Genomic DNA, 20,948 nt, shown 5'->3' on the forward strand with positions numbered 1-20,948 from the left:
GTACGGCGCGCCCGCGACGTCCGTGCCGGTGAAGCACGAGGCGTCGGCCGGGACGCTCGGCGGGTCGGCGGGCGCGAGCCGCTCCTGCGTCGCCTCGGCCAGCGGCGAGAGCGCGACTGCGGCACCCGCACCGGACGGCGCGACCTGCACGGCGAGGCCGGCGCCGCCCGCCACGAGTGCGGCACCGAGCACGACGACGAGGGTGGCTCGGCCGGTCGGGCGACGTCGGGGCGACGAGGTGGTCACCTGATCAGCGTAACGCCGCGCGACCGCCCGGCGAACCCCGCGGGCGGGGACGGGGGCGGACGGCCTCCGCACGACCCGATCGGTCCCGCACACCCGTCCGGACGGGTGTGCGGGACAGCAGGCGTGGGGCGACGGCCCCACGCCCGTCCCGCCCGCCCCACGACCCGCGGCTAGGGTCGCGACCATGCCCGGAACCGTGCCGTCCCCCGCTCCCCCGCCGTCCCCCTCGATCGGCCGTCCGGTGCACCTCGACACCGCCGAGGTCGACGCCCTGCGCACCGCCGCGGCGTACGCCGCCACCTGGGTCGACCTGCGCCGCCGCACCCTCCAGGTCCCCGGCGTCCAGGTCGCGGTCGCGGTGCGCGGCGAGGTGCTGCTCGAGCACGCGTCCGGCTGGGCCCGCCTGCCCGGCACCGACGGCGACGACGACGGCGGCGAGCAGCTGCGCACCGACCACCTGTTCCGCATCGCCTCGCACTCCAAGACCTTCACCGCGACGGCGCTCATGGTCCTCGTCCGCCGCGAGGCCCTGCGGCTCGACGACACCGTCGGGCAGCACGTGCCCGAGCTCGCGGGCAGCGCGGTCGGCGACCGCACGCTCGCCGAGCTGCTCGCCCACGGCGGCGGCGTCGTCCGCGACACCCACGACAGCTCGTTCTGGGTGCTCGAGCGACCGTTCCCCGACCGCGAGGCCCTGGTGGCCGCGGCGCACGACGACGCGGACGTGCTGCCGGCGAACGTCCAGTTCAAGTACTCGAACATCGGCTACGGCCTGCTCGGCCTGGTGATCGAGGCGGTCAGCGGCCGCTCGTACCGGCAGTTCCTCACCGAGCACGTGCTCGAGCCGCTCGGGCTGCGCGACACCGGTCCCGAGCTCGACCGCAGCCGCCTCGCGGAGTACGCCACCGGGTACTCCTCCCGCGTCCACACCGAGCGCCGGGTGCCCATCGACACCGTCGACACCGCGGCCCTGGCCTCGGCCACGGGCTTCTGGTCCACAGCGCGCGACCTCACCCGCTACGCCGCCTCGCACGTGCTCGGCGGCGACGGCCCGCTCGACGACGCCGCCCGCCGGCGCCTGCACCGCGTGCAGTGGGACGTGCCGGGCGGGTCGGAGCGCTACGGCCTCGGGTTCGGCGTGACGAAGGTCGGCGAGCGCACCCTGGTCGGGCACGGCGGCGGCTTTCCCGGCCACATCACCCGCACCGTCCTCGACCCCCGCGACGGCGTCACCGTCGTGGTGCTGACGAACGCGATCGACGGCCCGGCCGAGGAGCTCGCGATCGGGGTGGTGAAGCTGCTCGACCACGCGCTGGCCGCCCACCGCGGCGGCGCCGACGACGCGCCGCGCGACCTGACCGGCCTGACCGGACGGTTCTCGACGCTGTGGGGCGTGGCCGACCTGGTCGACCTCGGCGGCCGCCTGCACCGGCTGGCCCCGAACCAGGCCGACCCCACCGCCGGCGCCGCGACGCTCGAGGTGCTCGACGACGACACCGCCCGCATCGCCGACGGCAACGGCTACGGCTCGCCCGGCGAGCTCGTGCACTGGGAGCGGGGCGAGGACGGCGCGGTCACGGCCGTGCGCATCGCGGGCGGGCGGCACGTGCGGTTCGAGGAGCAGGTGCGCGCCCTCGAGGCCACCGACCGGGTGCGCGCGCCGTCGTCCTGACGGGCGCGTGGGCGGCTACTGCCGCCAGACCAGCACGAGGGCGCGGTCGTCGCTCTCGTCCGAGCGCAGGGCGTCGACGATGCGGTCGGCACCGCCCTTGAAGCCGCCGCGGCGCACGAGCCGCTCGGCCTCGCCCATCAGCCGGTCGATGCCGAGGTCGAGGTCGCGGCCGGGCGTCTCGACCAGGCCGTCGGTGTAGAACAGCAGCGCGTCGCCGGTGTCGAGACGGCCCTCGTGGGCGGGGAACTGGACGCCGTCCATCACGCCCAGCACCGGGCCGTGCACGTCGCGCAGCAGCTCCCAGATGCCGGAGCCCGCGTGGTAGTGCGCCGCGGGCGGGTGGCCCGCGCTGGCGATGCGGTAGTAGCCGCTGGACAGGTCGAGGCACAGGTGCATCGCGGTGGCGAAGCCCTCGGCCCAGCGCTGGCGGAGCAGGTAGGCGTTGGCGGCCGGCAGGAACTCGCTCGGCGGCATCGCCCCCAGCAGCCCGCCGAACGCCCCGGACAGCAGCAGCGCGCGGGTGCCCGCCGCCTGCCCCTTGCCGGAGACGTCGACCATCGCCATCTCGAGCTGGGTGTCGTCGGCCGACCGCGACGACACCAGGAAGTCGCCGGAGAACGAGTCGCCGTACGCCGAGCGCAGCGTGGCCTCGACCGACCAGTGCGCCGGCAGGCCCGACACCCGGCCCTGGGACCGGAGCCGGTCGCGCAGGTCGACCAGCATCGCCTCGCCGGCCGTGCCCTGGACGCCGAGCCGCTCGCGGCTGCGGGCGAACAGGTAGACCAGGATCGCGGTGGCGGTGATGACGCCCAGCGTGCCGGGCGAGATCGGCTCGTCGCGCACCGAGCGCGCGAACACGATCGCCGACCCGACGACCAGGTACAGCAGCATGAGCGCGCGCACCCGCAGGAAGAAGCCGCCGAGCATGAGCACCACGGCCAGGATCGACAGCGGGACGACCCGTTCGTTGATGACGTTCACGAAGCAGGCGACCACCGTCAGACCGGTGAGCAGCACGAGCTGCAGCGGCTGGGACGTCGCGACCTGCTTGCGCAGCACGCGCAGGCCGACGGGGGTGCGCCGCCGCGGACGTGCGCGGGGACGCACCCGTCCCACGAGCGGCTGCTCCACGACGCCGAATCTAGCCGAGGTGCCCGACGTCGGTGACGCGGTGAGGGCGAGCGCGGCCGCGCCGGCGCTGTGCTCCACGGGTCGGGACCGCAGGGGGGACGCGTGCCGCGCCCGGTGCGCCGGGACCACGACGTGTCGTCCGGCCATGGCGTAGTTATGCCAGACGGCTAAGTCGGATGCCAGCAGCCACGACGGGCTGCCAGCCTGTCCGGCATGGGTGCAGAGCAGCGCGACGGCGCAGGGACGGTGCAGGTGGTCGGGGTCGGGCCCGACCGACGGACCGAGGTCGAGGACCTCATGCAGTGGGTGTGGGCCGCGACCGACGAGTGGGTCGACGACGACTACCTCGGCCACGAGTGGGACCGCACCCGCATCGCCAAGGTCGGCGACGCCGACGCCGGGATCTACTCGGCCTACACGATGCGGATGAGCGTGCCGGGCGGCGAGGTGCCGGCGTCGGGGCTCACCTGGGTGGGGGTGCACCCGCAGCACCGGCGCAAGGGCGTGCTGCGGGCGATGATCGCCGACCACTTCGCCGAGATCGCCGAGCGCGGCACCGAGCCGGTCTCGGTGCTCTGGGCCGCCGAGCCCGAGATCTACCCGCGCTTCGGGTACGGCCTGGCCGCCAACGTCCTGCGCTTCACGATCCCCCGCAAGGCGCGGATGCGCGACGTCGCCGGTACCGACGGCCTGCGGGTGCGGCTCGAGAACGCCGACGTCGACCGGCACGCGACGGTCGTCGACGAGGTCTACGAGGCGTACCGCGCCGCGCACCCGGGCACGGTCTCGCGCGGGACGCCCGACCGCGTCCGCTCGCTGCTCGCCGACCCGAAGGAGTGGCGGCAGGGACGGGAGCGCAAGAAGGTGCTGCTGGTCGAGGACGGCGACGGCCGCGCCCGCGCGGCGGCGATCTTCCGCCGCAAGGAGGGCTGGGAGGACACCGGCCCGGACGGCACCGTGGCGGTGCTGCAGGCGTGGGGGCTCGACGCCGCGGCGAACCGCGTGCTCTGGGGGACGCTCACCGACCTCGACCTGATGAGCAAGGTCACCACCGACCTGCGTCCGGTCGACGACCCGCTGCTGCACCTGCTCACCGACCTGCGGGCCGCCAAGGTGCTGCTCACCGACTCGCTCTGGCTGCGGCTCGTCGACCTGCCGGCCGCCTTGGTCGCGCGCACCTACTCGTCCGCGGTCGACGTCGTGCTCGAGGTCGCCGACGACCTGCTGCCCGCCAACGCGGGCCGCTGGCGGCTGCGGGTCGGCGCCGACGGCACGGGCGCGACCTGCGAGCGCACCGACGACGAGCCGGCGCTGCGGCTCGACGTGCGCGACCTCGGCGCGCTCTACCTGGGGGGCCAGGGCCTGCTGCAGCTGGTCGGCGCGGGCGCGGTCGAGGTGCTCGACCCCGCCGCGGTCGAGCCGACTGCACGGGCGTTCTCCTGGTACGCCGCGGCCACCAACGGCTCGCACTTCTGAGCCGGGCGGCGCCGTCCGGTCAGGAGCCGAGGGCGTCGACCAGGTCGATGCGGCGCTGGTGGCGCTCCTGGCCGGAGAACGGCTCGGCGAGGAACGCGTCGACGATCGCGAGCGCCTCGTCGGTGCTGTGCTGGCGCGCGCCGATGCCGACCACGTTCGCGTCGTTGTGCTGGCGCGCCAGCCGGGCGGTGTCGAGGTTCCAGGCCAGCGCGGCGCGGGCGCCGCGGGCCTTGTTCGCCGCGATCTGCTCGCCGTTGCCGGACCCGCCGACCACGACGCCGAGGCTGCCCGGGTCGGCGACGACGGCCTGCGCCGCCTCGTAGCACGGCTGCGGGTAGTCGTCCTCGGGGTCGAGCGCCTGCGGGCCGTGGTCGACGACCTCGTGCCCGGCGTCCGCCAGGTGGGCCTTCAGGGTCTGGACGAGCTCGAAACCGGCGTGGTCGTAACCGAGGTGGACGCGCATGGGCGCCAGTGTGCCAGCGGCCGGCACCCCGGTGGTCCGGGGTGCCGGCCGCGGCGCGACGGCAGGGGCTCAGTCGAAGATCGGGTCCTCGTCGCGGGTGCGCTTCAGCTCGTAGAAGCCGGGGGTCTGCGCGACGGCGAGGACGCCGTCCCACAGCTTGCCGGCCGCGTCGCCCTTGGGCGCCGGGGTGACGACAGGACCGAAGAACGCGGTCCCCTCGACGGCGATGACGGGGGTGCCGACGTCCTGGCCCACGCGGTCGATGCCCTCCTTGTGCGAGGCGCGCAGCGCCTCGTCGTGGGCGTCGGAGTCGCCCGCCTCGATCAGCTCGGCCGGCAGGCCGACCTCCTCGAGGGCGGCGACGACGGCCGCGCGGTAGTCCTTCTCGCCGCCGGGGTGCACGCGGGTGCCGATCGCCGTGTAGAGCGGGCCGACGACGTCCTCGCCGTGCGCGAGCCGCGCGGCGGTGACCACGCGGACCGGCAGCCACGCCTTGTCCATCAGCTCGCGGTAGTTCTCGGGCAGGTCGGCGTCCTCGTTCAGCACGGACAGGCTCATCACGTTCCAGCGCACCTGCACGTCGCGGACCTGCTCGACCTCGAGCATCCATCGCGAGGTCATCCACGCCCAGGGGCACACCGGGTCGAACCAGAAGTCGACGGTCGTCCGCTCGCTCACTACCTGTCCTCTCGTCGGGGGGCGGCCTGCCGGCCGCGGCACGGTGTGGTCAATCGGGGTGTCCGTGCCACTATTCCCTCGACGTGACCGTGCGGCGGCGGGGGGACTCCGGCCGCCGCACGTGCTCGCCGCACCGGCCCGCGCCACCCGCGGCGGGCCGCCACCGCGACCGCGCGCCCACCCGGCGCGGGAAGGACTCCCCTGTGCCCGGCACCAACCTGACCCGCACCGAGGCGCGCGAGCGCGCCGGCCTGGTCGAGGTCTCGTCCTACGACGTCGACCTCGACCTGACCACCGGCGACGAGACGTTCGCGAGCACCACGACGGTGCGGTTCACCTGCTCCGACCCCGGCGCGTCGACCTTCGTCGACCTGATCGCCCCGCGGGTGCGCTCGGTGCGGCTCAACGGCCGCGACCTCGACCCCGCCGAGGTCGCCGACGGCGCCCGCATCGCGCTGCCCGACCTGGCCGCCGAGAACGAGCTCGTGGTCGTCGCCGACGCCGCGTACATGCACACCGGGGAGGGCCTGCACCGCTTCGTCGACCCGGTCGACAAGGAGGTGTACCTCTACTCGCAGTTCGAGGTCGCCGACGCGCGCCGGGTGTTCACCTGCTTCGACCAGCCCGACCTCAAGGCCACCTACGCGTTCACGGTCACCGGCCCGAAGCACTGGCGGGTGGTGTCGAACTCCCCCACCCCCACCCCGGAGGAGCTGCCCGGCACCGGGTCGGCGGTGTGGCGGTTCGCGCCGACCCCGCGGCTGTCGACCTACGTCACCGCGATCATCGCCGGCCCCTACAAGGGCAGCACCGGCGAGCTCACCAGCGCCGACGGCCGCACCATCCCGCTCGGGGTGTTCTGCCGCGCCTCGCTCGCCGAGCACCTCGACGCCGACGAGCTCATGCACATCACCCGGCAGGGCTTCGAGCACTACGAGCGGCTGTTCGACCGCGCCTACCCGTTCGAGAAGTACGACCAGGTCTTCGTCCCGGAGTTCAACGCCGGCGCGATGGAGAACGCGGGCGCCGTCACCTTCCTCGAGGGCTACGTGTTCCGGTCGAAGGTGCCCGAGGCGATGGTCGAGCGGCGCGGCCTCACCGTCCTGCACGAGCTCGCCCACATGTGGTTCGGCGACCTGGTCACCATGCGCTGGTGGGACGACCTGTGGCTCAACGAGTCGTTCGCCGAGTACACCTCGACCCTCTGCATGTCCGAGTCGACCCGCTGGGACCGCGCGTGGACGACGTTCTCGTCCATGGAGAAGTCGTGGGCGTACCGGCAGGACCAGCTGCCGTCGACGCACCCGATCGTGGCCGACATCCGCGACCTCGAGGACGTCGAGGTCAACTTCGACGGCATCACCTACGCCAAGGGCGCGAGCGTGCTGAAGCAGCTCGTCGCCTGGGTCGGGCGCGAGGAGTTCGACGAGGGCGTGCGGCGCTACTTCCGCAAGCACGCCTTCGGCAACACCGAGCTGAAGGACCTGCTCGCCGAGCTCGAGGAGACCTCCGGCCGCGACCTGTCGTCGTGGGCGCGGGTGTGGCTGCAGCAGGCCGGCATCACCACGCTGCGGCCCGTGGTCGAGGCCGCCGACGGCACGATCACCTCGCTGGCCGTGCAGCAGGAGGTGCCGGACGAGCACCCCGTGCAGCGTCCGCACCGCCTCGCCGTGGCCGGGTACGACGTCGCCGCGAACGGCCGGATGGAGCGCACCTGGCGGATCGAGCTCGACGTCGACGGCGAGCGCACCGAGGTGCCCGACGCCGCCGGCAAGCCCGTCCCGGCGCTGCTGCTGGTGAACGACGACGACCTCGCCTACGCCAAGATCCGCCTCGACGACGCCTCGATGGCGACCGCCGTGCACCACCTCGGCGCCTTCGACGACTCGCTGCCGCGCGCGCTGGTGTGGGGCGCCGCGTGGGACATGACCCGCGACGCCGAGATGGCGCCGCGCGACTTCGTCGAGCTGGTCTGCGAGAACATCGCGGTCGAGACCGACTCGTCGGTGGTGCTGACGGTGCTGCGCCAGCTGGCCACGACGGTGAGGTTCTACGTCCACCCCGACCACCGGCTCGAGGTCTCCGACCAGGTCGGCACCCGGTTGCTCGCCCTGGCCGAGCAGGTCGAGGCCGGCAGCGACCTGCAGCTGCAGCTGGTGAAGTTCGGCGTCACCTACGCCCGCACGCCGGAGCACGTAGCGCGGGTGCGCGGGCTGCTCGAGGGCTCCGCGCCGCTCGAGGGCCTCACGGTCGACACCGACCTGCGCTGGGAGCTGCTCACCGCGCTGGTCGCGGCCGGGGACGCCGGCGAGGACGAGATCGAGCGCGAGCTCGAGCGCGACGACACCGCGACCGGCCAGCGCGCCGCCGCCTCGGCCCGGGCCGCGATCCCGACGCCCGAGGCCAAGGAGCGGGTCTGGAACCAGGTCGTCGAGTCCGACGACCTGCCGAACGCGATGCAGGCCTCGGTGATCGCCGGCTTCGGCCGGGTGCACGACACCGAGCTGATCGAGCCGTTCGTCGACCGCTACTTCGAGGCGCTGCAGCCGGTCTGGACCGGCCGCACGAACGAGATGGCGCAGCAGATCGTGGTCGGGCTCTACCCCGCCGCGCTCGCCGGCAGCGACCTGCTGGCCAAGACCGACGCGTGGCTCGACTCCTCCGGCGTCGAGCTGCCCGCGCTCAAGCGGCTGACGGTCGAGAACCGCGACACCGTCCGCCGCGCGCTGGCCGCCCAGGAGCGCGACCGGGCCTGAGCTCCCCCTGTTCGCTCACCACGTTCGGTTGGTGACCGGCCACTCCACGTGGCGTGCGCGCCACGTGGAGTAGGTGCTCACCAACTGAACGTGGTGAACGGACGGGCGTCAGGCCCGGCGGCTGACCGCCTCGGCGAGCGAGAGCGCCCGGGGACGGGTGAGCAGGTCCTCGAGCAGCACCGGCAGCCCGGAGCCGTCGGCGAGCGGCATCTGCCAGTTCGGGTACTCGGTGTTCGTGCCCGGCTGGTTCTGCGGCCGGCGGTCGCCCACGGCGTCGGCCAGCTGGACGCCGAGCAGCCGCGACGGCGCCCAGGTGAGCAGCTTGTGCAGCGCCTCGACGACCTGGCGCTCGGTGGGGTCGTCGGGCAGCAGCGAGCGGCGGCGCAGCAGGTCGAGCACCTGCGCCCGCTCGGCCTCGTCGATGCGCCGCTCCTCGTCGACCTCGCGGGTCAGCAGCCCGAGCCGCGCGCGCAGGTCGACGTGCTCGCCGGCCAGGTACCCCGCGGTCGGCGGCAGGTCGTGGGTGGTGACGGTGGCCAGGCACAGCTCGCGCCACTGCTCGGGCTCCAGCGGCTCGCCGTCCTCGTCCTTCTCGAACCACAGGATCGAGGTGCCGAGCACGCCGCGGTCGGCGAGCACCTCGCGCACCCACGGCTCGACGACGCCGAGGTCCTCGCCGACGACGAAGGCGCCGGCGCGGTGCGCCTCGAGGCAGAGGATGCCGAGCAGGGCCTCGTGGTCGAACCGCACGTACGTGCCCTGGTCCGGCGGGGCGCCCTCCGGGATCCACCACAGCCGGAACAGGCCCATCACGTGGTCGACGCGCACGCCGCCCGCGTGCCGCAGGACGGTGCGGAGCATGTCGCGGTACGCCGCGTAGCCGCTGGCGGCCAGCGTGTCCGGGCGCCACGGCGGCTGGCTCCAGTCCTGGCCCTGCTGGTTGAACGCGTCCGGGGGCGCGCCGACGCTGACGCCGCGCGCCAGCGCGGGTCCGAGCGCCCAGGTGTCGGCGCCGTCGGGGTGCACGCCCACGGCCAGGTCGACCACGACGCCGAAGGCCATGCCCGCCTCGAGGGCGGTGCGCTGCGCGCCGGCGAGCTGCTCGTCGGCCACCCACTGGAGCCACTTGTGGAACTCGATCCGGTCGGCGAGGCGCCGGCTGAGCCGCGCCACCTCCTCGGACGCCGGGTCGCGCACGTCGGCGGGCCACTGCGAGGCCGGCAGGCCCAGGTGCTCGGCGAGCGCGTTCCAGGTGGCGAACCCGGTGAGTCCCTCGCCCTCCTGCTCGCAGAACCGGCGGAACCCCGCCTCGCGGGCCGGCGAGCGGGGCGCGGCGTACACGGTCGCGAGCGCCTCGCGCTTGGCCGTCCAGGCGGCGTCGCGGTCGATGCCTGCGCCCGACGCGGACGCCGCCCGCAGCTCCTCGGCCTGCCACTCGATCAGGGCGCGCGCGGTGCTCGGCAGGTACGCCGTCTCGCGGACGTCCTCGACCCGGATGTAGAGCGGGTTCACGAAGCGGCGGGTGGTGGGCAGGTAGGGCGAGGGCTCCATCCGGCCGACCGGCTCGGCCGCGTGCAGCGGGTTCACCAGCAGGAAGTCGGCGCCGAGCTCGGCGCCGCTCCAGGCGGCGAGCTCGGACAGGTCGGCGAGGTCGCCGACGCCCCAGGACGCGCGCGAGCGCACCGAGTACAGCTGGGTCATGAAGCCCCAGCGCTGCTGGTCCCACACCTGCTCGGGCAGCTCCATCTGCCGTGGGGTGACCACGAGCGGGCAGGTCGTGCGTCCGGACGGGGTGGTGGCGACCAGCTCGTGCCAGCCGAGCGGCAGGTCGGCCGGGACGCGGAACGTCGCCTCGCCGAGCGCGACGCCGTCGACCGTGCGCGGCGGCACCCACTTGTCGACCTGCCCGGTCTCGCGGTGGGTGCCGTCCTCGAGGACGATCTCGAGGTCGGCGGGGTCGCCGTCGGTGACGTGCACCGGGACGACCGCGGTCTCGCCGGAGCGGACCACCACCACCGGCGGCAGGGTGCGGCGCCAGGGCTCCTCGTCGGCGTCGGCCAGCGCCCGCTCGACCTGCTCGGCCGACGACGCGTCGACGCCGAGGGCGCCGAGGACGGCCACGACGGTCGACTCGGGGACGAGGACGTGCGCGCCCTGCCAGTCCCAGTACTCGGTCGCGACGCCGTACCGCGCGGCGAGCTCGTCGAGCCGCGGCGTGCGCTGTGCGGTGTCGTCGTCCACGACGTCCGATCCTGCCAGACCTGGGCCCGCCCGCCTCGCCGACCGGCCGCGCGGCGCGCGGCGTCGCGCAGCCGTCGGTGCGAGGTCGGTGGACCGTAGGGTGGCTCACCGTGAGCGACTCCCCCCAGCACCCACCGGCCGCGTACCCGCCGGCCGAGCGGCTCGACCTGGTCGAGGAGCTGCCCGCGGCCCCGGGCGTCCCGGTCGCCGACCCCTACCGCTGGCTCGAGCAGGCCGACGACCCGCGCACCGTCGCGTGGTCGGCGGCGCAGGACGAGCTGCTGGCGGCGCACCGCACGCGCTGGACGACGCGGGGGCACTTCGCGTCCCGCGTCACCGAGCTGCTCGGTGCCGGCGTGGTCGGACCGCCGGTGTGGCGCGGCGACCGCGTGTTCTTCACCCGCCGCACGGCGCAGCAGGAGCACGCCGTGCTGCACGTGCGCGAGACCGGGCCCGACGGCGATCAGGTCGAGCGCGTGCTCGTCGACCCGATGGCGCTCGACCCGCGCGGCACGACCACCCTCGACAGCTGGCAGCCCAGCAAGGAGGGCCACCTGCTCGCCTACCAGGTCAGCGAGGGCGGCAGCGAGGAGTCGGTGCTGCGGGTGGTGGACGTCGCCACCGGCGAGACCGTCGACGGCCCGATCGACCGCGCCCGCTACTCCCCCGTCGCGTGGCTCGTCGGCGGCGAGGCGTACTTCTACGTGCGCCGGCTGGCGCCCGAGCTCGTGCCGGACGACGAGCAGCAGTACCACCGCCGGATCTGGTTCCACCGCGTCGGCGCCGACCCCGCCACCGACGTCGAGGTGTTCGGCGCCGGCCGCGCGATCACCTCGTACTACGGCGTCTCGGTCTCCTGGGACGGCCGCTGGCTCGTGGTGAGCGCCGCCGAGGGCACCGACCCGCGCAACGACGCCTACCTCGCCGACCTCTCGCTCGGCGACCCGTCGGCCCCGGCGCTGGTCGACGTCGTCGTCGGCCACGACGCCCGCACCAGCGCCCACGTCGGGCGGGACGGACGGCTCTACCTCGGCACCGACCTCGACGCCCCGCGCGGGCGCCTCGCCGTCGCCGACCCGGCGACCCCCGGCCCGGAGCACTGGACCGACCTGGTGGCGCAGCGCGACGACGCCGTGCTCGAGGACTACCTGGTGCTCGACGGCGCCGACCTCGCCGACGACCCGCGCCTGCTCGTCTCCTGGACGCGGCACGCGGTCTCGGCGGTCACCGAGCACGACCTGGCGTCCGGCACCGAGCGCGGCGAGCTCGCGCTGCCGGGCATCGGGTCGGTCGGCGGGCTGCTCGGGCGGCCCGAGGGCGGCCACGAGGCGTGGTTCACCTACACCGACCACAGCCAGGTGCCGCACGTGTACCGGTACGACGCGACGACGGCCGAGGTGACGCTGTTCGCGTCCCCGCCGGGCGTGGTCGAGGTGCCCGCCGTCACCACCCGGCAGGTCGCGTACGAGAGCGCCGACGGCACCACCGTGCGGATGTTCGTCACCGCGCGCACCGACGCGCTCGACGAGACCGGTCGGCCCCGGCTGGCCGCCCCCACGGTGCTCTACGGCTACGGCGGCTTCGGCATCTCGATGACGCCCGGCTACTCGGCCGGCCTGCTCGCCTGGGTCGAGGCGGGTGGCGTCTACGCGGTCGCCGGGCTGCGCGGCGGCGGCGAGGAGGGCGAGGACTGGCACCGCGCGGGCATGCTCGGCAGCAAGCAGAACGTCTTCGACGACTTCCACGCCGCTGCAGAGCGTCTGGTTGCCGACGGCTGGACGACGCCCGACCGGCTCGCGATCTCCGGCGGCTCCAACGGCGGGCTGCTCGTCGGGGCGGCGGTGACCCAGCGTCCCGAGCTGTTCGCGGCGGTCGTCTGCTCGGCGCCCCTGCTCGACATGGTGCGGTACCAGCTGCACGGGCTCGGGGTCTCGTGGACCGGCGAGTACGGCGACGCGAACGACCCCGAGCAGCTCGCCTGGCTGCTGCGGTACTCGCCGTACCACCGGGTGGTCGACGGCACGGCGTACCCCGCTACGTTGTTCACGGTGTTCGACCGCGACTCGCGCGTCGACCCGCTGCACGCACGCAAGCTGTGCGCGGCCCTGCAGGCCGCCACCTCCTCGGACGCCGACGCGCGTCCGGTGCTGCTGCGCCGTGAGTCCGACGTCGGCCACGGTGCCCGGGCCCTGAGCCGGTCGGTCGAGCTGTCCGCCGACACGCTGGCCTTCATGGCCCACCAGACCGCCCTGACCGTCGCGACCCCGGAGCCGCCCGCGTGATCCCTGCCGTCCTCCTGACCTCGTCCAGCACCCCGTCGCCGTCGCCGAGCGGATCGGTCCTGCCCGACGACCTGCTGTCCGGCGCGTCCGCCGCCTGCAGCGACGGGTCGACGATCTGCCGCTGGGTCGTCGACGCCACCGGCAGCCGCGTCGCCGGCGAGTGGGCCGAGCTGCTGGTCGGCACGCCCCTGCGGATCGTGCTGATCCTGCTGATCGGGTTCGTGGCGCGGCTGGTGCTGCACAAGGTGATCCGCCAGGTCGAGGACCGCATCGCCGCCGACCGCCCGGCCTCGTCGACCGACGGCGACCGCCCGCGCAGCCGGTACGAGGCGATCCTCGGGCACAGCCCGCTGGCATCCGAGCGACGGGTGCAGCGTGCCCGCACGATGGGCACGGTGCTGCGCAGCGTCTCGACCGGCGTCATCGCCGCGATCGTCGTGCTGATGGTCCTCGGCGAGATCGGGCTGAACATCGGCCCGCTGCTGGCGTCGGCCGGGATCCTCGGTGTCGCACTGGGTTTCGGCGCACAGTCGTTGGTGAAGGACTTCCTGTCCGGTCTGTTCATGATCGTCGAGGACCAGTACGGCGTCGGCGACGTGGTCGACCTCGGCGAGGCCACGGGCACGATCGAGGCCGTCGGCCTGCGGGTCACGCGGCTGCGGTCGGTCGACGGCACGGTCTGGTACGTGCCGAACGGCCAGATCCAGCGGGTGGGCAACCAGTCGCAGGGCTGGGCGCGCGCGGTGCTCGACATCGGCGTCGCCTACCGCGAGGACGTCGCGCGGGTGCAGTCGCTGCTGACCCAGGTGGGCCACGACCTGCACGCCGACCCCGACTGGGCGGCGCTGATCATGGAGGAGCCCGAGGTCTGGGGCGTCGAGGCCCTGTCGGCCGACTCGGTCGTCGTCCGCATCGTGGTGAAGACCGTCCCGCTCGAGCAGTGGACGGTCGCCCGCGAGCTGCGGCGCCGCATCAAGGCCGCGTTCGACGCCGAGGGCATCGAGATCCCGTTCCCCCAGCGCACGGTGTGGATGCGCGACGAGCGCGAGCGCACCTCGCGCGAGCCCGCGGACGACTGAGCGGACGTGCTCACCGCCTCGACCGTCGCCGACGACACGACCGTCCTGGTCGGGGCGTTCGCCGGTCTGGCCGCGGTGCTCGACTTCGTCGTCAAGGTCGTCGCGCTCGGGCTGGTGCCGCAGGACCGCCGCCCGTCGTCGGCGTGGGGCTGGCTGCTGCTGATCTTCTTCCTGCCGTTCGTCGGCGTCGTGGTGTTCCTGCTCATCGGCAGCCCGTTCGTCGACGGCCGACGTCGCCGCGAGCAGGCCGAGGTCGAGCAGGTGATCCGGGAGCGGTCGCGCGACCTGCCGGACGCCTTCCCGAGCGGCGAGGTGCGCCGCTGGCTGCGGTCGGCGCTGGTGCTGAACCGCCGGCTGGGGTCGCTGCCCGCGGTGGCGGGCAACCGGGTCGACATGGTGCCGGGGTACGACGACGCGATCGCGCAGATGGCCGAGGCCGTCGACGAGGCCCGCGACTTCGTGAACGTGCAGTTCTACATCCTCGCCCACGACGAGGCGACGCAGCCGTTCTGGGACGCCGTCACCCGCGCCACCGCCCGCGGGGTGCCGGTGCGGGTGCTGTTCGACCACATCGGCACCTGGCGCACGGGCGGGTACCGGCGGCTCACCCGCGCGCTCGACGCCACCGGCGCCGAGTGGCACGAGATGCTGCCGATCCACCCCCTGCGCGGCCGGTGGCGCCGGCCCGACCTGCGCAACCACCGCAAGATCGTGGTGATCGACGACGAGGTCGCCTTCACCGGGTCGCAGAACCTCATCGACGCCGGGTACCACCGCCGGGGTGCCCGGCGGTGGAAGGAGCTCGTGGTGCGGGTCGAGGGTCCGGTGGTGCTGTCGCTCAACTCGGTCTTCGCGACCGACTGGTACGTCGAGACGCACGAGCGCCTCGACCACCAGTTCGTCTCGCGCGAGGACGCGCAGCCGGACGCCGACGCCCCCGGCGACCTGATCTGCCAGGTGCTGCCCAGCGGCCCGGGGTTCCCGCAGGAGAACAACCTGCGGATGTTCAACACGCTGATCTACGGTGCGCGCGAACGGCTCTCGATCGCCAGCCCGTACTTCGTGCCGGACGAGTCGCTGCTCTACGCCATCACGACGGCGGCGCAGCGCGGCGTCGCGGTCGAGCTGTTCGTCAGCGAGCGCAGCGACCAGTTCATCGTGCAGCGCGCCCAGAACTCCTACTACGACACGCTGCTCGCGGCCGGGGTGCGCATCTTCCAGTACCCGGCGCCCGCGGTGCTGCACTCCAAGCACCTGTCGGTCGACGACGCCGTCGCGGTGATCGGGTCGTCCAACCTCGACGTGCGCTCGTTCACGCTGAACTTCGAGGTGTCGCTGGTCTGCACCGGCGGCGACGTCGTCCGCCGGGTGCGCGACGTCGAGGACGACTACCGCGCGGTCAGCACCGAGCTCACCGCCGAGCGGTGGCGCGGCCGCCCGCTGTGGTCGCGCTACGTCGACAACGTGATGCGGCTGACGTCCGCCCTGCAGTAGCGCCGGTCAGCGGTCGGTGGCGGTCAGCCAGACCGCGCGGTACGGCGGCAGGAGCACCGCGTGGTCGTCGCGCTCGGGCGGCCCGCCGAGCAGGTGGTCGTGCAGGTGGTCGAGGTCGAGGCCGAGCTCGTCGAGCCACCAGTCGGGCACGCCGCTCCAGGTCTCGGCGGTGTTGTACAGGCCGAGCAGCAGGCCCAGCGGGTGCCGCCGCAGCACGCCGAGGACGGCCCGGTCGGGCGTCCCCACGGCCTCGGACGCGACCGACGCGTGCAGGTGCGGGAGCCCGGCCCGTACCCGGGTGAGGTGCCGCAGGCCGGCGAGCGCGAGTCCGCGTGGTGACGCCGGGTCGGCCTCGGCGGCGGCGAGCGCGGCGTCGTCGAGCCGCGGACGGTGCACCCACCGGTTGTCGTCGCCGTGCCCGGGCTCGTCGGCCCAGTGCTCGTCGTTCGGCGTCGCGATCTCGTCGCCCGACCACAGCACCGGCACCCCGCCCCAGCCGAGCACCACCGCGTGCGCGAGCAGGAAGCGGGCGACCGCGTCCTGCGTGGCGGCGTCGTCGCCCTCGCGGGCGGCGCGGGCCAGGCCGGTGAGACTGGCCGCCGAGCCGCTGATGCGGCGGTCGCCCGTGGCGGGGTTCGCCTGGAACACCAGGCCCTCCGCGAACGACCCGGGGTGGTCGCCGGAGTAGAAGTCGGACAGGAACACCCGGTGGGCCGCACCGGAGATGCCGACGGCGGCGGCGTCGGCGTCGTCGACCGCCCAGCCGATGTCGTCGTGGCAGCGCACGTAGGTGATCCAGGCCGTCGTGCTCGGCACCGGCGGGACGGCGCCGAGCGCCTCGACCATCAGCGCGGTGTCGCGGGCGGCGAGCACCGACCACACCTGCACCATGAGGCCGTTGTGGTACGCGAGGTCGCTGACCCGGCCGGTGTGGCGTCCCTGCCCCAGGTAGGCCACCAGGTCACCGGGGGCGACGATCGCCTCGGCCTTGAGCAGCAGCGCGGGGCACGCGATCCGGGTCACGGCCTTGAGCGCCTGGGTGAGCCCGTGCACCTCCGGCTCGTTCTGGCAGGTGGTGCCGAGGCGCTTCCAGATGAAGGCGATCGCGTCGAGCCGCAGCACCTCGACGCCCAGGTTCGCCAGGTGCAGCACGACGTCGGCCATCTCGACCAGGACGTCGGGGTTCGACCAGTTCAGGTCCCACTGCCAGGAGTTGAACGTCGTCCACACCCAGCCGTCGAGCTCGTCGTCGCGGCTGAAGCTGCCCGGGGCGAAGTCGGGGAACACCTCGGGCAGCGTGCGCTCGTAGGCGTCCGGCTGCTCGCGGTCGGGGAAGACGTGGAAGTAGTCGCGGTACCGCTGCTCCCCCGCCCGCGCCCGCCGCGCCCACTCGTGCTCGCGGGCGACGTGGTTGAGCACGAGGTCGAGGCACAGCGAGATGCCCGACTCGCGCAGCGCCGAGGTCAGGGCGCGCAGGTCGTCGGTGGTGCCGAGGTCGGCCCGCACGCGGCGGTAGTCGGCCACGGCGTAGCCGCCGTCGTTCGGCTCGGGCCGCGGCTCGAGCAGCGGCATCAGGTGCAGGTAGCGCACCTGCAGGCTGCGCAGGTGGCCGATGCGGTCGCGCAGGCCGGCCAGCGTGCCGTCCGGGGAGAACCGCTCGGTGTACGCCGCGTAGCCGACGACGTCGGGGCGCTGGAACCAGTCCGGCTCGAGCGAGCGCTGCAGGTCGACCAGGTGCAGGTCGTCCGGACGCGCGGCGTACGCCCGTGCTGCCAGGGCGAGCAGGCGGCGGGCGACCGCCTCCGGGTCGTCGTGCACGCCGGTGAGGCCGTCGAGCAGGTCGGGCCACCAGCGCCGCACCCGCAGCGCGAACAGGTCGACCCGGTGGGCGGGCAGCCCGGCGAGCTCGGGCAGGGCGGCGTCGAGCGGGTCGTCCACGTCGTCATCCCACCACCGCGGGAGGCGCGGCGACAGCATTTGCGAGGATGGACGCGTGAGCGAGTCGACCCCGGGCAGCCAGCCGAGCTTCTACGAGCAGGTGGGCGGCGCCCCGACCTTCGAGCGGCTCGTGCGGCGGTTCTACGAGGGCGTGGCCGCCGATCCCGAGCTGCGGGCGATGTACCCGGAGGAGGACCTCGGTCCGGCCGAGGTGCGGCTGCGGATGTTCCTGGAGCAGTACTGGGGCGGTCCGACCACCTACGGCGAGCAGCGCGGCCACCCGCGGCTGCGGATGCGCCACCACCCGTTCGCGGTGACGCCGACGATGCGCGACCACTGGCTGGAGCACATGCGGGTCGCGGTCGACGACCTCGACCTGCCGCCGCTGCACGCGGGCGTGCTGTGGGACTACCTCGAGCGGGCCGCGTACTCGCTGGTGAACACGATGGAGGACCCCTCCCGGCGGTGACGCCGACCCGCTGGCGAATCGATTCGACAGCACGCCGCGGACGCCCCTAGCATCGTCGTCCGTGACCTCCTCGCAGCCACTGACCTCCCCCGCCCCCACCGCGGCCGAGGCCGCGCACGCGGACCCCGCCACCAGCGCGTGGTGGCGCGACGCCGTCATCTACCAGGTGTACCCGCGCTCGTACGCGGACAGCGACGGCGACGGCATCGGCGACCTGCCCGGCATCACCAGCAAGGTGCCGTACCTCGCCGAGCTCGGCGTCGACGCGATCTGGGTCTCCCCCTTCTACGTCTCGCCCCAGGCCGACGCCGGGTACGACGTCGCCGACTACCTCGACATCGACCCGATCTTCGGCACCCTGGCCGACGCCGACGCGTTCATCGAGGCCGCGCACGCCGCCGGCATCAAGGTGGTCGTCGACCTGGTGCCCAACCACTCCAGCGACGAGCACGCCTGGTTCCGCGCCGCGCTGGCCGCCGCGCCCGGCAGCCCCGAGCGCGACATGTACATGTTCCGCGACGGCAGGGGCGAGGGCGGCGACGAGCCGCCCACCGACTGGAAGTCGGTCTTCGGCGGCCCCGCGTGGACCCGGATCACCGAGCCCGACGGCACGCCGGGCCAGTGGTACCTGCACCTGTTCGACGCCAAGCAGCCCGACCTCAACTGGTCGAACCCGAAGGTGCACACCGCCTTCCACGACATCCTGCGGTTCTGGCTCGATCGCGGCGTCGACGGCTTCCGCGTCGACGTGGCGCACGGCCTGGTCAAGGAGGAGGGCCTGCCCGACTGGTCGACCGAGCACGGCCTGCTCGACCACCACGCGAGCGACGGGCGCAAGGCGCCGATGTGGGACCAGGACGGCGTGCACGACGTCTACCAGGAGTGGCGCGCGATCCTCGACTCCTACGACGGCGACCGGATGATGGTCGCCGAGGCGTGGGTCGAGCCCGCCGAGCGCCGCGCGCTCTACGTCCGCCCGGACGAGTTCCAGCAGGCGTTCAACTTCGGCTACCTCGAGGCCGCCTGGCGCGCCCTCGACCAGCGCAAGGTGATCGAGGACTCCCTCGAGGCCGACGCGGTGGTCGGCGCCACCACCACGTGGGTGCTGAGCAACCACGACGTCATCCGGCACGCGACCCGGCTGGCCCTGCCCGTCGGCGAGCGCCGCCCGAACGGCATCGGCCCGGACGACGAGCAGCCCGACGCCGAGCTCGGCCTGCGCCGCGCCCGCGCCGCGACGCTGCTCATGCTCGCGCTGCCCGGCTCGGCGTACCTGTACCAGGGCGAGGAGCTCGGCCTGCCCGACCACACCGAGCTCCCCGGCGAGGTGCGCCAGGACCCGACCTGGTTCCGCACCGACCACGAGGTGCTCGGCCGCGACGGCTGCCGCATCCCGATCCCGTGGACGGCCGACGGCCCGTCGATGGGCTTCGGCCCGACCGCCGAGACCTGGCTGCCGCAGCCGGCGTCGTACCGCGCGCTGGCGGCCGACCAGCAGACTGGCGTCCCCGGCTCGACCCTCGAGCTCTACCGCGCCGCGCTGCGGCTGCGCCGCGAGCACGCCCTCGGGCTCGGCGCGGTCGTCTTCGACGACGCGTTCGGCGACGACGCGGTCGCGCTGCGCAACGGCACCGTGCTCGTGGTGACGAACTTCGGCGAGGCCCCCGTGGCGCTCCCCGAGGGCGCCGAGGTGCTGCTCACCAGCGGCGAGCTCGTCACCGGCGACGGCGGCGCGGACACCCGCGCCGTCCCGACCGACACGACGGTCTGGGTGCGCGCCTGACCTGACGACCGTCGCCGCCCGGGAGCGATCACGAGCGGCGGCGTACCCTCGAAACGCAACGGCCGGCACCCTCTCGCCAGGGTGACCGGTCGTTGCGCTGTCCGTCCTCGCCCGCTCACAGCAACGACGCGCGGGCCAGGACGTGGCCGCGGGGGGTGGTGAGCCGCGTCCACGGCCCGCTGCGGCGGACCTCGACCGGCGGGTCGAGCTCGCGGACGAAGGCCAGCCCGTGCGCGGCGAACGCCGCACCCGACGGGACGTCGGCGCCGGGCACCGGCCGGCCCCACACCCGCGCGCGCAGCTGGGCCACGGCCGGTGCGCCGCTCGTCGACGACGTGCCGGCCGCGACCTCGGCGATGCCGGCCTCCGCGGCCTGCACGAGTACCGGCGCGGGCACGGGCTCGAGCGCCTCCCAGCCCCCGCGCGGCGGCGAGATGCCGGCCCACGCCGCGGCCTGCTCGGTCGGCGGGACGGGCACGTCGGTGCCGTTGTCAGGACGGGCGAGCCGGTCGGCGAGCGCCGCGAGCGGCACCACGACGTCGACCTCGGCCGGCTCGCGCAACCGGCTCGTGCGCAGGCCGAGGACGGTGGGTCCGCCGCCGCCGGTGAGCGGGCAGACGTAGACGGCGAGGACGTCGCCGAGGGCCTGCACGCGCGCGGCGCCACCGGGGTCGAGGCGCGACGCCCGTAGCACGTAGGTCGACAGGTCCGCGGCGGCCGCGGCGTCCTCGGTGCGCAGGACAGGGGTCGCGCTCACGCGCGACCGCGCTGCTCGCGCACCCGGCGGCGCAGCCGGACGGGCTCGTCGTGCCAGTCGGCGAGCCGCTCCCGCTCGCGGTCGCTGAACCGGCGGGGACGTCCGGCCTCGAGGTCGTAGGCGACCATCGTCGACTCGGCGCGGGCGTAGACCACCGGCTTGTCGGCGTGCTCGCCCTCGTCGTCGACGACCTCGTAGCCCATCTCGAACGCGGCACCGCTGAGCGAGCTGACCCACAGGTCGATCGCGACGGGCGCGGGCCGGTAGTGCAGCGGTGTCACGTAGTCGATCTCGTGCCGCGCGACGAGCAACCCGGTGGCCACCATGTCGCCGCCGTCGTCGCTGCTGTGGCCGTGGAACGCGAGCACGCGGGCGTCCTCGAGCAGCCGGAGGAACTGCACGTTGTTGACGTGGCCGTAGGCGTCCATGTCGGACCAGCGCAGCGGGGTCAGGATGCGACGTCGTGCCATGGCTCCATCCTGC

15 protein-coding genes and 1 pseudogene are annotated in these 20,948 nt (G+C 74.4%); 8 read left to right on the forward strand and 8 right to left on the reverse strand.

Annotation, left to right across the window (positions count from 1 at the left end):
* Nucleotides 1-246, reverse strand: a pseudogene (locus ACYVKY_RS18850) (hypothetical protein); the annotation flags it as partial.
* A 184-nt stretch (nucleotides 247-430) separates the two neighbouring features.
* Here ACYVKY_RS18850 and ACYVKY_RS18855 point away from each other — a divergent pair.
* On the forward strand, nucleotides 431-1,918 hold the full coding sequence (locus ACYVKY_RS18855; RefSeq protein WP_460436525.1) for a serine hydrolase domain-containing protein: 1,488 nt from the start codon (nucleotides 431-433) through the stop codon (nucleotides 1,916-1,918).
* Between the two features lie 15 nt (nucleotides 1,919-1,933).
* On the opposite strand, the gene ACYVKY_RS18860 is transcribed toward ACYVKY_RS18855, so the two are convergent.
* Nucleotides 1,934-3,127: a SpoIIE family protein phosphatase gene (locus tag ACYVKY_RS18860; protein WP_460436526.1), complete on the reverse strand. Its 1,194-nt coding sequence runs from the start codon at nucleotides 3,125-3,127 to the stop codon at nucleotides 1,934-1,936.
* A 135-nt stretch (nucleotides 3,128-3,262) separates the two neighbouring features.
* Between ACYVKY_RS18860 and ACYVKY_RS18865 the strand changes: the two genes are divergently transcribed.
* Nucleotides 3,263-4,525, forward strand: a complete 1,263-nt coding sequence (locus ACYVKY_RS18865; RefSeq protein WP_460436527.1) for a putative GNAT family N-acetyltransferase — start codon at nucleotides 3,263-3,265, stop codon at nucleotides 4,523-4,525.
* Nucleotides 4,526-4,544: 19 nt separating this feature from the next.
* Here the strand turns inward: ACYVKY_RS18865 and ACYVKY_RS18870 are convergent, their stop codons facing one another.
* Both ACYVKY_RS18870 and ACYVKY_RS18875 read right to left on the reverse strand, forming a co-directional pair.
* A complete protein-coding gene (locus ACYVKY_RS18870) occupies nucleotides 4,545-4,988 on the reverse strand; it encodes a ribose-5-phosphate isomerase (RefSeq protein ID WP_460436528.1) in 444 nt (147 codons plus the stop codon).
* A 69-nt stretch (nucleotides 4,989-5,057) separates the two neighbouring features.
* Nucleotides 5,058-5,666, reverse strand: coding sequence for a mycothiol-dependent nitroreductase Rv2466c family protein (locus tag ACYVKY_RS18875; RefSeq protein WP_460436529.1), 609 nt, complete (start codon nucleotides 5,664-5,666; stop codon nucleotides 5,058-5,060).
* Between the two features lie 203 nt (nucleotides 5,667-5,869).
* Here ACYVKY_RS18875 and pepN point away from each other — a divergent pair, with 203 nt between their 5' ends.
* Nucleotides 5,870-8,422, forward strand: coding sequence for a M1 family aminopeptidase (gene pepN / locus ACYVKY_RS18880; protein ID WP_460436530.1), 2,553 nt, complete (start codon nucleotides 5,870-5,872; stop codon nucleotides 8,420-8,422).
* A 108-nt stretch (nucleotides 8,423-8,530) separates the two neighbouring features.
* On the opposite strand, the gene malQ is transcribed toward pepN, so the two are convergent.
* On the reverse strand, nucleotides 8,531-10,663 hold the full coding sequence (malQ, locus tag ACYVKY_RS18885) for a 4-alpha-glucanotransferase (RefSeq protein ID WP_460436531.1): 2,133 nt from the start codon (nucleotides 10,661-10,663) through the stop codon (nucleotides 8,531-8,533).
* Between the two features lie 110 nt (nucleotides 10,664-10,773).
* On the opposite strand from malQ, the gene ACYVKY_RS18890 reads away from it, so the two are divergent.
* From ACYVKY_RS18890 to cls, 3 genes are read left to right on the forward strand one after another with little or no spacing between them, the layout of a single operon-like run.
* Complete coding sequence (locus ACYVKY_RS18890) at nucleotides 10,774-12,945, forward strand: prolyl oligopeptidase family serine peptidase (protein ID WP_460436532.1); 2,172 nt, start codon at nucleotides 10,774-10,776, stop codon at nucleotides 12,943-12,945.
* A complete protein-coding gene (locus ACYVKY_RS18895; RefSeq protein WP_460436533.1) occupies nucleotides 12,942-14,024 on the forward strand; it encodes a mechanosensitive ion channel family protein in 1,083 nt (360 codons plus the stop codon). The genes ACYVKY_RS18890 and ACYVKY_RS18895 overlap by 4 nt, the downstream gene beginning before the upstream one ends.
* Nucleotides 14,025-14,030: 6 nt before the next feature.
* Nucleotides 14,031-15,518, forward strand: coding sequence for a phospholipase D-like domain-containing protein (gene cls / locus ACYVKY_RS18900; RefSeq protein WP_460436534.1), 1,488 nt, complete (start codon nucleotides 14,031-14,033; stop codon nucleotides 15,516-15,518).
* Nucleotides 15,519-15,524: 6 nt separating this feature from the next.
* Here cls and ACYVKY_RS18905 read toward each other — a convergent pair whose 3' ends face one another.
* Nucleotides 15,525-17,495 carry an alpha-amylase family protein gene (locus ACYVKY_RS18905; protein ID WP_460436535.1) on the reverse strand — a complete coding sequence of 657 codons (1,971 nt, stop codon included), beginning with the start codon at nucleotides 17,493-17,495 and terminating at the stop codon, nucleotides 15,525-15,527.
* Between the two features lie 16 nt (nucleotides 17,496-17,511).
* Between ACYVKY_RS18905 and ACYVKY_RS18910 the strand changes: the two genes are divergently transcribed.
* Both ACYVKY_RS18910 and ACYVKY_RS18915 read left to right on the forward strand, forming a co-directional pair.
* Entirely contained in the window at nucleotides 17,512-17,925 is a 414-nt protein-coding gene (locus tag ACYVKY_RS18910) for a globin (RefSeq protein WP_460436536.1), read from the forward strand.
* A gap of 61 nt (nucleotides 17,926-17,986) precedes the next feature.
* Nucleotides 17,987-19,708 (forward strand): glycoside hydrolase family 13 protein, encoded by a 1,722-nt coding sequence (locus tag ACYVKY_RS18915; protein WP_460436537.1) that lies wholly within the window; start codon nucleotides 17,987-17,989, stop codon nucleotides 19,706-19,708.
* Between the two features lie 115 nt (nucleotides 19,709-19,823).
* On the opposite strand, the gene ACYVKY_RS18920 is transcribed toward ACYVKY_RS18915, so the two are convergent.
* Both ACYVKY_RS18920 and ACYVKY_RS18925 read right to left on the reverse strand, forming a co-directional pair.
* Entirely contained in the window at nucleotides 19,824-20,465 is a 642-nt protein-coding gene (locus ACYVKY_RS18920) for a hypothetical protein (protein ID WP_460436538.1), read from the reverse strand.
* The gene (locus ACYVKY_RS18925) at nucleotides 20,462-20,935 is read right to left on the reverse strand and encodes an acyl-CoA thioesterase (protein WP_460436539.1); all 474 of its coding nucleotides are present in this window, start codon (nucleotides 20,933-20,935) and stop codon (nucleotides 20,462-20,464) included. Before ACYVKY_RS18925 ends, ACYVKY_RS18920 begins: the two co-directional genes overlap by 4 nt.
* Nucleotides 20,936-20,948 lie beyond the last annotated feature (13 nt).

It is taken from the genome of Angustibacter speluncae (assembly GCF_054777815.1).